13 protein-coding genes and 1 pseudogene are annotated in these 10,871 nt (G+C 61.0%); 5 read left to right on the plus strand and 9 right to left on the minus strand.

Translation table 11 applies throughout. The annotated features are described in order from the left end of the window. Window positions 1-83 precede the first annotated feature (83 nt). On the plus strand, window positions 84-992 hold the full coding sequence (locus AACY30_RS20915) for a LysR family transcriptional regulator (RefSeq protein ID WP_339470932.1): 909 nt from the start codon (window positions 84-86) through the stop codon (window positions 990-992). Window positions 993-1,012: 20 nt separating this feature from the next. Next, window positions 1,013-1,687 (plus strand): GNAT family N-acetyltransferase, encoded by a 675-nt coding sequence (locus AACY30_RS20920; protein ID WP_339470933.1) that lies wholly within the window; start codon window positions 1,013-1,015, stop codon window positions 1,685-1,687. Window positions 1,688-1,793: 106 nt separating this feature from the next. On the opposite strand, the gene AACY30_RS20925 is transcribed toward AACY30_RS20920, so the two are convergent. Beyond that, window positions 1,794-2,387: a TetR/AcrR family transcriptional regulator gene (locus tag AACY30_RS20925; RefSeq protein WP_339436698.1), complete on the minus strand. Its 594-nt coding sequence runs from the start codon at window positions 2,385-2,387 to the stop codon at window positions 1,794-1,796. Window positions 2,388-2,456: 69 nt separating this feature from the next. Between AACY30_RS20925 and AACY30_RS20930 the strand changes: the two genes are divergently transcribed. Then, window positions 2,457-3,056 (plus strand): NAD(P)H-dependent oxidoreductase, encoded by a 600-nt coding sequence (locus tag AACY30_RS20930; protein WP_339418487.1) that lies wholly within the window; start codon window positions 2,457-2,459, stop codon window positions 3,054-3,056. Window position 3,057: 1 nt separating this feature from the next. Here AACY30_RS20930 and AACY30_RS20935 read toward each other — a convergent pair whose 3' ends face one another. The 3 genes from AACY30_RS20935 to AACY30_RS20945 all read right to left on the minus strand — a co-directional run bounded on the left by AACY30_RS20935 (window position 3,058) and on the right by AACY30_RS20945 (window position 5,630). Beyond that, on the minus strand, window positions 3,058-3,447 hold the full coding sequence (locus AACY30_RS20935; RefSeq protein ID WP_339470937.1) for a hypothetical protein: 390 nt from the start codon (window positions 3,445-3,447) through the stop codon (window positions 3,058-3,060). 32 nt (window positions 3,448-3,479) lie between these two features. After that, window positions 3,480-4,736, minus strand: coding sequence for a 3-phosphoshikimate 1-carboxyvinyltransferase (locus tag AACY30_RS20940; RefSeq protein WP_339541071.1), 1,257 nt, complete (start codon window positions 4,734-4,736; stop codon window positions 3,480-3,482). Between the two features lie 339 nt (window positions 4,737-5,075). Continuing rightward, window positions 5,076-5,630, minus strand: a complete 555-nt coding sequence (locus AACY30_RS20945) for a UPF0149 family protein (protein WP_339470941.1) — start codon at window positions 5,628-5,630, stop codon at window positions 5,076-5,078. Between the two features lie 185 nt (window positions 5,631-5,815). Between AACY30_RS20945 and AACY30_RS20950 the strand changes: the two genes are divergently transcribed. Next, window positions 5,816-6,628 carry a crotonase/enoyl-CoA hydratase family protein gene (locus AACY30_RS20950; RefSeq protein WP_339470943.1) on the plus strand — a complete coding sequence of 271 codons (813 nt, stop codon included), beginning with the start codon at window positions 5,816-5,818 and terminating at the stop codon, window positions 6,626-6,628. A gap of 5 nt (window positions 6,629-6,633) precedes the next feature. After that, a complete protein-coding gene (gene nudC / locus AACY30_RS20955; RefSeq protein WP_339541072.1) occupies window positions 6,634-7,467 on the plus strand; it encodes an NAD(+) diphosphatase in 834 nt (277 codons plus the stop codon). Here the strand turns inward: nudC and AACY30_RS20960 are convergent. The 5 genes and pseudogenes from AACY30_RS20960 to AACY30_RS20980 form a co-directional block, all read right to left on the minus strand. Continuing rightward, window positions 7,435-8,214: a TSUP family transporter gene (locus tag AACY30_RS20960; RefSeq protein WP_339418495.1), complete on the minus strand. Its 780-nt coding sequence runs from the start codon at window positions 8,212-8,214 to the stop codon at window positions 7,435-7,437. The two genes, nudC and AACY30_RS20960, sit on opposite strands and share 33 nt — an antisense overlap. A gap of 122 nt (window positions 8,215-8,336) precedes the next feature. Beyond that, on the minus strand, window positions 8,337-9,053 hold the full coding sequence (gene pcsA / locus AACY30_RS20965; RefSeq protein WP_339470947.1) for a phosphatidylcholine synthase: 717 nt from the start codon (window positions 9,051-9,053) through the stop codon (window positions 8,337-8,339). Between the two features lie 149 nt (window positions 9,054-9,202). Beyond that, on the minus strand, window positions 9,203-10,117 hold the full coding sequence (locus tag AACY30_RS20970) for a class I SAM-dependent methyltransferase (RefSeq protein WP_339541073.1): 915 nt from the start codon (window positions 10,115-10,117) through the stop codon (window positions 9,203-9,205). A gap of 50 nt (window positions 10,118-10,167) precedes the next feature. Next, window positions 10,168-10,656, minus strand: coding sequence for a DUF1289 domain-containing protein (locus tag AACY30_RS20975; RefSeq protein WP_339427993.1), 489 nt, complete (start codon window positions 10,654-10,656; stop codon window positions 10,168-10,170). 84 nt (window positions 10,657-10,740) lie between these two features. Further along, window positions 10,741-10,871 (minus strand): annotated as a pseudogene (locus AACY30_RS20980) (ribonucleotide-diphosphate reductase subunit beta); the annotation flags it as partial.

Here is a 10,871-nt window from a genome sequence, read left to right on the forward strand (position 1 = left end):
CAAAGCTACTGCGTGGCCTAACATGGCGGAAGACGCATGGGTTGCAGTTAATACCTGCGTGTGACGCCTGATAAGGAGCGCCGATGCCCGATCTCAATTTGTTGATCACTCTGGATGTACTGCTTGCGGAAGGCAGCGTCGCAGCTGCGGCCAGGCGCTTGTGCCTGAGCCCTTCGGCCATGAGCCGTGCATTGGCACGCTTGCGCGAAACCACCGGCGACCCGTTGTTGGTACGCGCCGGGCGCGGCCTGGTGCCGACGCCAAGGGCAGTGGAGCTGCGCGAACAGGTCAGCCGCCTGGTGCAGGAGGCCACTGCGGTGTTGCGTCCGGTGCAATCGGTGGATATGGCTCAGGTCGAACGCACCTTTACCTTGCGTACCAGCGAAGAGTTCGTCGAGAATTTTGGCCCGGCATTGCTGGCCCGCATCGCTCAGGATGCACCCGCCGTGCGCCTGCGGTTCATCAACAAGACCGACAAGGCCAGCGCGTTGCTGCGCGAAGGCAGCGTCGACCTGGAAACTGGCGTGGTTGACCCCGCCGCCAGCCCGGAAGTGCTGACCCAGGCATTGTTTCGTGACCGTCTGGTTGGCGTAGTGCGCAGTGGCCATCCGCTCAGCCAGGGCGAGGTGACTGTCGAACGCTATGCGAGTGGCCAGCATGTCTACGTATCGCGCCGTGGCCAGGCGCGGGGGCAGATCGATGACGTACTTGAGGCCATGGGCCTCACGCGGCAGATCAGCACCCTCGTCGCCGGTTTCGCCACCGCCATTGCCCTGGCTCGCGACACCGACCTGATCGCCAGCGTGCCCGAGCGCTACACCGTCCATCAACGTGAAGGCTTGCACACCTTTGTGCTCCCGCTGGCGTTACCCACGTTTACCGTGGCGATGCTCTGGCACCCCAGGCTGGATGCCGACCTTGCCCATCGCTGGTTGCGCGGATGTTTGCGTGAGGTGTGCGGGCTGCAACGGGTACAATCGCCGCTGCCTTGATGCTAAACCCAGGAATTTGCATGTTCAGCCTTACCCGCTATACCACACCGTGCCCCGAGCCTGTGAATGGCCAGATCCTGCAGATGGTGGTGGACAACCTCACCGACATCAGCAGCGTGGGACTGCCGCCGAGCAACCTGCTGTACAACATCTACCAGTACGCCACCGGCTTTGAGGTGCACCTGTACCTCGAAGCACTGAACGGTTCAAAAGGCATTGCCGTCGAGTTGGTCGTGGCGACCGATGCGCAGGACCCGGAAAAGGTCATTGGCTTTGTGCTGTGTCTGCCAGTGAAGGATGACCCCGAGGCGTGTGGCGTCGCTTTCATGGCGGTGCAAGTCGGTTACCGGCGCCAGGGCGTGGCACGCGCAATGATGCGTGACGTGCTGAGTCGTTATCCCCATGCGGAGCTGGCGTGCTCAGTGGAAAAGGTGCCGGCGTTTGAAGGCATGGGCTTTCGAGTGCGCGGCGCGCGCGGTACCCAGGTGCTGATGAACACGCGGGACTACGGCACCGATGGCTTGATGGGGGTGCTGGATGTGGCGGCGATCTACAACTCGCTGGAAGTGCGGCAGATTCATACGTATCTGCTGCAAAAGCACGGCAAGCGGGCGATGGTGGATGCAGAGAAGCAGCGCGATCGGCATCTTGATCAGTTGGCGCGTAAGGTTCAGTTGTTTGTGGCTGGGCACTGACCCGCTCACTAGGGGGGCGATGTGGCCTTGGTGGTCAGCCTTTCGGTGACTGAACCACCGCAATCGCAGGTAAGCCCACCCCCACAACACGCCAACCGACACTGATCTAAAGGCGGCCGCGATTAACCATCGCCAGTATGGTCGCCAACAACTCCTGTTGCGCCTCTTCACGGCTGATCTCGCCACTGGCCGCCGCCTGAGACAACGCTTCCGCCGCCCCCAGCATGGCGCGCAAACCGGCCTGGGATAAGCGCCCAAAAGGCGACAGCGCGGCGCGGCACTTGTCGAGGAAGATCGCCTCGTACTGGCGCTTCAGGGCTTCCAGCTCCGGCGAGCTGCTGAGTGCCGCAATCACCCCCGGAATTTCCCGGCCTTGCAACAACACACAATCCACATAGGACTCGGCGATCACCCACGCCCGCCCTTCAAGGGTGGCGCTGCTGGCTGCTATGGCGTTGGCAAATACCCGATCCTGGCGCGCATCAAAATCCTCATACAGCGCGGTCAGCAACCCGGCACGGGTGACGAAATGGTCGTAGACCACCGGCTTGGTCACACCCGCCAGTTCTGCCAGGCGGCCGAGGGTCAGGGCTTCGGTGCCTTCATCACGCACCAGTTGCCAGGCCACATCCAGCAATTGGCGCAGCCGATCTTCACGAGACAGGCGACGACGTGGGGTAGGGGATTCGCTGCTTGACATGCTTATATACCAAAAGTAACTTACTAATCGTAACTTAAGCCCAGCGTAACCCCAAAGGGAGTCAATGTCATGCACGCACTCATCGTTGTTGCTCATCACGATCCGCAATCCCTCACCCATAGCGTCGCCGCGCAGGTGGCTGCTGGCCTGGCTGCATCAGGCCACACCTTTGAAATTGCCGACATCGCCGCCGAGGGTTTTGACCCGCGCTATACCGCGGTCGACCATTTGGTGCACCGCACTCGCGCCACGCCACCGGCCGACGTACTGGCCGAACAGGCCCGCATCGACCGCGCCGACGCCTTGGTGCTGGCGTTTCCGATTTACTGGTGGTCGTTGCCAGGCCTGCTCAAAGGTTGGATCGACCGCGTCTTCATCAATGGGTGGGCGATCGACTACCGCCCCGATACGCCGGTGGTGAAGAAGCTGCGGCACTTACAGGTGCACCTACTGGCCTTGGGCGCCGCCGATGACGATGCATTCGACCGACACGGCTATGCCAAGGCGATGCGCACGCAGATCGACTACGGGATCTTCGACTACTGTGGCGCGCAGGTGGTGACGTCGGCGCTGATGCTGGAATCGGAAAGCGGCGGGGCGCAGGCGCATCTGCAAAAGGCCAAGACCGTGGGCCAGGGTTTGTTCGAGCGGGAGACGGTCGCCGGTTGACTCAACCTTCGCGGAACAGGTCGTGGGCATCCAGCAGGCGGTAGGCGATCTCTGGTCGTTTCTCCAGGCCTCGGCGGATCGCGGCAGGGATCGATTGTCGGGTTTTGCGGCACATGCCCGGCAGTTCATCGATCACAATCTGGATCCCGCGCATGCTCTTGACTTCGGTATGGCCTGGCGCGATATGGACGCGAATGCCCAATTGCTGGTACATCAGTTGTTGCAGGCGCTCCAGGTCTTGCAGGCTCTTGAGGTCTTCAAGGCGGTCGAGCAGTTTCTTCTCTTCCTGGCGCGTCAGGTTGAGGATGCGCAGATCGGCAGCTGGCGCGTGCAGCAGTTGTTCGCGGTCGCAGACGCAAGCGCCGGGTGGGCAGGGTTGGCGAATCGTCATGTGCACTGCCTCCCCATTCCGACGCGGATCGCTCAGTAGGTCAGTGCAACCCCAAGACTGCCCAACGCCTTCCAGTACTCAGGATAGGTCTTGGCTACGCAGTCCGGGTCCTGAATGCGGATGCCCGACACTTTCAGCCCGGCCAGGGCAAAGCACATGGCAATGCGGTGGTCGGCGTGGGTGTCGATCAGCGCGCTGCACGACGTGCCGGCCAGCGCTGGATCGCTAGCCACCAGCAGGTCGTCGCCTTCGATGGTCGCCAGGCCCGGGCGGATCTCGTTCAGGCCGTCATGCAGCGCCTGTACGCGGTCACATTCCTTGACCCGCAGGTTGGCCAGCTCAGTGAAACGCACCGGGGTGTTATTGAACGCGGCGAGCACCGCCAGGGTCGGAATGGCGTCCTGCATCTGCGAGCCGATCACGGTCGCCTGCATGTCTGGGAATTGCGCGATCACCGCCTGGGCCTTGGCGTCCGGCTGAGTAAAGTCTTGCGCGGCTACGCCGATGTCGATGCGGCCACCGGTCAACACTTCAGCGGCCCACAGGTAAGTGGCGGCGGAGGCGTCGGGTTCGATCAGATAATCATGGGCGCTGTAGCCGGTTGGGGCGACGCGCCAGGTGGTGTCGTTGACTTCTTCAACCTGGGCACCAAAGGCACGCATGCAGTCCAGGGTCAGGTCCACATAGCCACGCGCACCGATGTCCTTGCCGGTCAGCGCCACTTCAATCGGCGCTTCACCGCAGGCGGCGAGCATCAGCAGGGCCGATACGTATTGGCTGGACAGGCCGCCGTCGATCTCGAAGCGTTTGGCTTTGATTTTGCCTACGCCGTGTACGGTGACGGGTGGGCAACCGGTGGGGCTGTCGACCTGGATGCCGTTCTGGCGGAGGGTCGCCAGCAGCGGGCCGATCGGGCGTTTTTGCATGTAGCCATCGCCGTCCAGCACCACGGTGCCTTCGACGGTGGCAACGGCGGCGGTGAGGAAGCGCATGGCGGTGCCAGCGTTGCCGAGGAACAGCGGTTGGGCCGGCAGTTGCAGTTTGCCCTGGCCGGTGACGACGAAGGTGGTGTCGTCCGGCTCGTCGATGGTCACGCCCATTTGGCGCAGGGCTACCGACATGTGGCGGGTGTCATCGCTTTTGAGCGCGCCGCTGAGGCGGCTGGTGCCCTTGGCCAGTGCCGCCAGCAGGAGGGCGCGGTTGGTAATGGATTTGGAACCGGGGGGCGCGACCTTGCCATTGAGGGGGAGGTTGGGCGGTGTAACGGTCACGGTTTTCTGCGAACTCAAGGTACAGGGCTCCTGATTCAAGGCACGGGCGGTGGGCGGATTTGAATAATCGGGTATAGATGCGGTGCTTGTCGAGCCATGGGGTCATGACCGCAGGTATTTTTTGGGTGTACATCGATCTAACTGTGGGAGCTGGCTTGCCTGCGATGGCGGTCTATCGGGGTACATATCCGTTTTTTTGGTAACGGCGGGTATTGGTTCCGCCCTTACGGCGGGTCACTTTGGAAAAGAGCCCCAAAGTAACCAAAGGGCTCTTGCCCCAACACTCGGCACCTCGCCTGCGTTCGGCCAGCGTGTTTGACGGGGCGCCTGAGATCAAGATCAAAAGCCAAAGCCAAATTATCGTTTTGTCAGCCAGTAATCATGCAGCGCCCGCGCTGCCGGTTCGATTTCGCTGACGCGCTGCTGGTGCGCTTGCACGTTCAGGTCTGCCGGCAGTTCGAAATTGTCTTGTTCGGCGCACCAAGAAATTTTCTCCAGTGCTGCAGCTTGCACGGCTGGCAGTTCCGGCCAGTTGCCGATGGCGGCGCCGCGGATGTAGCCAAAGCACCATTCTTCGGCGAGGGTCACGGTTTGGCCCTGGTGTTCGGTTTCATCGAAGCGGGCCTTGAAGCCGTTGGCATCAGTCGCCAGTTGTTCGGCCAGGGTATTGAGATGGCGCACGCACAGGTCGAGGAAGCGTTGCGCTTCGTCGATGTTGTCCCATTCCGGGTTCTGGCCGCCCCAGATGGCCGGGAACCACTCAGCCACATCCACCTGGACCGGGCTGGATACCAGCGCGGTGAAGTAGCCGTCGAGTTCGGCCAGGTTCAATACGCAATGGTCGTCGCCGTATTTGAGCAGGGCATCTTCGATCGATTCAAATTCGGCGCAGGTGAGGGGGTGGGCGTGCATGGGCATATCCTTTAAACGTCGAGCGCCGCTGAGGGGGCGGCTTAAAGCCCGAAGGATGGCGTGTACGCAGGGTTTTATCCAGCGTCTTTTCCTTCACGGTGTACAGTCCCGCTTTTGGCCGATGCGTCCTTGCGCACCCTTGTTATAGTTCGGGCCTAATTACTCGCCAGCCAGGGATCACTGCCATGCCCGAATACCAAGCTTTCGTCGTCGAACTCACTGGCAACGTTGCCCATGTGCAGATAAACCGCCCGGAAAAGATCAACGCGATGAACGCGGCGTTCTGGACCGAAATCATCGACATCTTCCAATGGGTCGAAGACACCGACGCCGTGCGCGCCGTGGTGCTCAGTGGCGCCGGCAAGCACTTCTCCTCAGGGATAGACCTGATGATGCTGGCCTCGGTCGCCAACGACTTCGGCAAGGACGTGGGCCGCAACGCGCGCCTGCTGCGACGCAAGATCCTCGAACTGCAGGCCTCGTTCAATGCCGTCGACAACTGCCGCAAGCCAGTGCTGGCGGCAATCCAGGGTTACTGCATTGGCGGTGCCATCGACCTGATCAGCGCTTGTGATATGCGCTACGCCGCCGAAGGCGCGCAATTCTCGATCAAGGAAATCGATATCGGCATGGCCGCTGACGTTGGCACCCTGCAACGCCTGCCACGCATTATTGGCGACGGCATGCTGCGTGAGCTGGCCTACACCGGCCGCCAGTTTGGCGCCGAGGAAGCGCGCAGCATCGGACTGGTCAACCGTGTGTATCCCGATCAGGACAGCCTGTTGGCCGGCGTTATGGAAATCGCTCATGAAGTCGCCGCCAAGTCACCGATTGCGGTCACTGGCACCAAGGCCATGATCAGCTACATGCGTGACCACACCGTCAATGATGGCTTGGAATACGTTGCCACCTGGAACTCGGCTATGTTGCAATCCAACGACCTTCGCGTGGCCATCGCGGCCCACATGAGTAAGCAGAAACCCGAATTCGTGGATTGACTGACATGACCCCAGGCTGGATTACCACAACGCTGCTGGACAACGACACCCCGGGTGGCTGGGCCGTTGCCCGCAGCCGTGAGGGCTTTTTGCATGACACCAATGGCCCGCTGTTCCCGCGTGAATGGCTAAAGCGCCAGGACCTTTCGGTGTTTGCCGAGCACGGCATCGGCCACCTCGACGGCGAGCCGGTGTACCTGCTGGAACTCAACGCGGCGGCTGAAGTGCCGGGCTGCAGTTGGCAGGGCTTGCGCGGCTTCATGCTGCAAGGTGATCACACCCTGTACAAAGTGTTGGGCTATGCGGCGCAGATCGGCACGTGGGCACGGGAGCATCGGTTTTGCGGCAGTTGCGGCCAGGCCATGGTCCAGGTGCCACGCGAGCGGGCGATGTATTGCGAGGCCTGTGACCTGCGCAGCTACCCGCGAATCTCGCCGAGCATGATCGTGCTGGTGACCCGTGGCGACGAGATCCTGCTGGCGCGTTCGCCGCGTTTTGTCACAGGCGTGTACAGCACGTTGGCGGGATTTGCCGAACCGGGCGAGTCCGCCGAAGATTGCCTGATCCGCGAGGTTCGCGAAGAGGTGCAGGTGGAGGTCAAGAACATCCAGTACATGGGCAGCCAGTGCTGGCCGTTCCCGCATTCGATGATGCTGGGTTTCCACGCTGAATACGCGGGTGGCGATATCGTGCCTCAGGCTGACGAGATTGAGGACGCGCAGTGGTTCAATATCCACGACCTGCCGCCGTTGCCGGCGTCACGTTCGATTGCGCGTTACCTGATCGACCTCTACCTGGCCCGTCGTCTAGGCCACGCTGAACCAGTGCTGCCAGGCTAGGCGCACGGTCAGGCCGAGTACCACGGTGATAAACACTGGGCGAATGAATTTGGCGCCGCCGCTGATCGCGCTGCGTGCGCCGAAGAACGCGCCACCCATTACCGAAATGCCCATCGCCAGGCCGACGATCCAATCCACCGAGCCGTTGAAGATAAATACCGACAGCGCCGCCGCGTTGCTGACGAAATTCATGCTGCGCGCCACGCCGCTGGCTTTGACCAGATCGATGGGGTACAGCAGCATCGTGCTCACCGTCCAGAACGCCCCGGTGCCGGGGCCCGCTACGCCATCGTAGAAGCCCAGGCCAAAGCCCTGGGTGGCTTGCCATTTCTTCTTGATCGGCGCATCTGCGTCCAGCGGCGCCTTGGGTGTACCGCCGAACAGCAGGTACACACCACAGGCAAATACGATCACCGGCAGCATTTTGTTGAGGGTTTCTGCAGGCAGATAGTGCGCGACTACTGCGCCAGCGAGCGCACCCACCAGCGTACCGACGATGGCGTGCACCCACTGGCGCGGGTGGAACAGCTTGCGGCGGTAAAAGGTAAAGCTGGCGGTCGCCGAGCCGAACGTGGAGCTGAGCTTGTTGGTGCCCAGTACCAGATGGGGTGGCATGCCGGCGGTGAGCAGGGCCGGCGTGGTGAGTAAGCCGCCGCCGCCGGCAATGGCGTCGATGAAGCCGGCGATGAACGCGACGACGGCCAGGATGGCGAGGGTGGTGAGGTCTACGCTGAGTTCGAAGGGCATGGGCAGGACTTATTATTGGCAGGGCGCTAAGCGAAAGGCCGCCATCTTACTCGCCCGAGGTATGCAAATCCAACTGTGGGAGCGGGCTTGCTCGCTCCCACATTTTTAACCGTGCCGACTTACTAGCGGCGTGCCTCGATCCACTCCAGGGCGGTGCGCCAGACACAAATCCCCAGGAAGTACGCGGACATCACCGACCACAACCCAAACGTCCACGGGTTGGTGTTCGGATAATCCACCACCATCAAAAAGCTGCACAGCAACCAAATCGTGGTCACCGCGATATTGATCGGCATGAATCGCTTAACCCGGAACGGGTGCAAGAACTTCATTGGCGTTACGGTCAGCAGCGCCAGGCCAATCACTGTGAGCAAGGTGACCCAGGCTTGCGGCTGGATGATATAGACACACAGTGCAACCACGTTCCATGCTGCGGGGAAGCCGACGAAGTAGTTGTCCTTGCTTTTCATGTTCACGTTGCAGAAGCAGAACAGCGACGAGACCAGGATCACCGACACCGTCAACAGGTGGGTAAATTCCGGCAGGTCGATATAACGGTAGATAAACAGCGCCGGAATAAACACATACGTCAGGTAATCAATCACCAGGTCCAGTACCGATCCGTCGAAGCTCGGCAAGACCGTGCTCACGTTGACCCGTCGCGCCAGTGAACCGTCGACGCCGTCCACCACCAGCGCCAGGCCGAGCCACAGCAGGCAAGCCTTGGGTGAGTTTTCCAGCAGCGCCAGGGTGGCCAGGAAGGCCAATACCACACCGGTGGCGGTAAAGCCGTGGGCGCCCCAGGCTTTGAGTCTGGCTACATGCAGGGTCGATATCACGGGCGGTTCTCCAAAAGGTGAAACGGGGCAGCCGACAACGTGACGCTGTCGAGTCTGGCCGGGGAATGCAGGTATCGACCGGGAAGGGGGTCAGAAGGTTCACCAACCTGGTGCATCACTTAGCGTAGCAAGCGTAAGCCGTTTCGGCATCAGCCCTGGCTGAACACCAAGGCCTTTAAGCCGCTTTGCGCATCAATATCAGGAAATTCCGGCGGGTTTTGCAGCCGTTCGACGAATCGTAACCCGGGTGCCTCTTGTGTCACACCGTCGATCAGGAAGTCCTCGCCGAGGGCTGGGTCGTTCATGCACGCCAACACGGTGCCCTGTGGGGTCAGCAAGTCCGGCAGGCGCCGCAATACGCGCTGGTAATCCTTGGTCAGCAGGAAACTGCCTTTCTGGAACGACGGCGGGTCGATGATCACCAGGTCGTAGGGGCCGCTGTTGGTGACCTTGGCCCAGGACTTGAACAGGTCGTGGCCCAGAAAACTGACCCTGCTCAGGTCATGACCATTCAGGCGATGATTGTCGCGGCCGCGGCTCAGGGCGCCGCGCGCCATGTCCAGGTTGACCACGTGGTCGGCGCCGCCTTCGATGGCGGCCACGGAAAACCCACAGGTGTAGGCAAACAGGTTGAGTATCCGCTGGCCCTTGGCGTGTTCGCGAACCCAGTTGCGGCCGTAGCGCATGTCGAGGAACAGCCCGCTGTTCTGTTTTTTACCCAGGTCGATCAGGTAACGCAGCCCGCCTTCAATAATGGTCAGCTCGTCGATCGGGTTGCCCACCAGCCATTCGGTGGTGCTTTGCGGCAAGTAGCGGTGTTGCAGCGCGACGGTGTAGGCATTGAACTGCGTCTGCAGCAGCTGTTTCAGGGCGTGCAGGTGTTCTGCATCAGGCGCCTTGAACAACGACACCAGCAGCACGCCTTGTAGCCAGTCCACCGTCAATTGCTCAAGGCCCGGCCAGCAGCGGCCACGGCCGTGGAACAGGCGCCGGGTTTCAGCCGGTGGGCTGGCCAGGGCGGTGAGCAAGTGAGTGTGCAGGGTGGTGAGTGCGTCTGGGTTCATCGTTAAACGTCGGTCATTGAGCGGGCGGCATTTTAAACACAATTGCGTCGTTAGAATGCAGCGATCAAGGGTGAACCAAACACGTCCCGAATAAACCCTGGCGCGATATACCGCTCGTAATGCGCCTCGGACAGCAGGAAAAACTCCCGATCAATCGCGTCGCGCAGGTCCGCCAAATGGCGCTCACGAAACTCCGGCAACAAGGCCAGGCCATACGCATCCAACTTGGAAATTACCCGCGCACCCCGGGCTATCAGTTGGTACGCCCAGCAATACGGCGACTGGTGCGGCATAAAGCGGATCGTGCGACTTTCCAGCTGCTGGCGCAGCAGGTGCGCATCAAACACTTCCAGTTTGCTGGTCATCACCTGCACCAACAATTGCTCAAGGCGCAGCCACACGGCCTGCTTCTCGTCGGCGTTGTAGCCGTTCCACTGGATCACTTCGTGGTGATAGCGTTTGCAGCCCCTGCACACCAGATCACCGTAAACGGTAGAGCACAGGCCGACGCAAGGTGTCTTGATGGTTTGATTGGGCATAAGTGGCAATTTGCAAAGTCTGTAAAACACCGCAGACCCAATGGGGGAACGGGCTTGCTCCCACAGTTAGGTCTGTGTCGTTGATTAGTCCCAGCTCAACGCGCCGCCAGTCTGATACTCGATCACACGAGTCTCAAAGAAATTCTTCTCTTTCTTCAAGTCCATGATCTCGCTCATCCACGGGAACGGGTTGGTGGTGCCTGGATACTCTTCTT

Source organism: Pseudomonas sp. RA_5y_Pfl1_P24 (assembly GCF_963970945.1).
GTDB lineage: Bacteria > Pseudomonadota > Gammaproteobacteria > Pseudomonadales > Pseudomonadaceae > Aquipseudomonas > Aquipseudomonas tritici.

Bases quoted from the DNA above. Each gene is read 5' to 3' on its own strand.
- AACY30_RS20935 (WP_339470937.1), bottom strand. From the start codon at position 3,447: ATGACGATTCGCCAACCCTGCCCACCCGGCGCTTGCGTCTGCGACCGC.
- AACY30_RS20915 (WP_339470932.1), top strand. From the start codon at position 84: ATGCCCGATCTCAATTTGTTGATCACTCTGGATGTACTGCTTGCGGAA.
- AACY30_RS20950 (WP_339470943.1), top strand. From the start codon at position 5,816: ATGCCCGAATACCAAGCTTTCGTCGTCGAACTCACTGGCAACGTTGCC.
- AACY30_RS20945 (WP_339470941.1), bottom strand. From the start codon at position 5,630: ATGCACGCCCACCCCCTCACCTGCGCCGAATTTGAATCGATCGAAGAT.
- nudC (WP_339541072.1), top strand. From the start codon at position 6,634: ATGACCCCAGGCTGGATTACCACAACGCTGCTGGACAACGACACCCCG.
- AACY30_RS20960 (WP_339418495.1), bottom strand. From the start codon at position 8,214: ATGCCCTTCGAACTCAGCGTAGACCTCACCACCCTCGCCATCCTGGCC.
- AACY30_RS20975 (WP_339427993.1), bottom strand. From the start codon at position 10,656: ATGCCCAATCAAACCATCAAGACACCTTGCGTCGGCCTGTGCTCTACC.
- AACY30_RS20930 (WP_339418487.1), top strand. From the start codon at position 2,457: ATGCACGCACTCATCGTTGTTGCTCATCACGATCCGCAATCCCTCACC.
- AACY30_RS20925 (WP_339436698.1), bottom strand. From the start codon at position 2,387: ATGTCAAGCAGCGAATCCCCTACCCCACGTCGTCGCCTGTCTCGTGAA.
- AACY30_RS20920 (WP_339470933.1), top strand. From the start codon at position 1,013: ATGTTCAGCCTTACCCGCTATACCACACCGTGCCCCGAGCCTGTGAAT.
- AACY30_RS20970 (WP_339541073.1), bottom strand. From the start codon at position 10,117: ATGAACCCAGACGCACTCACCACCCTGCACACTCACTTGCTCACCGCC.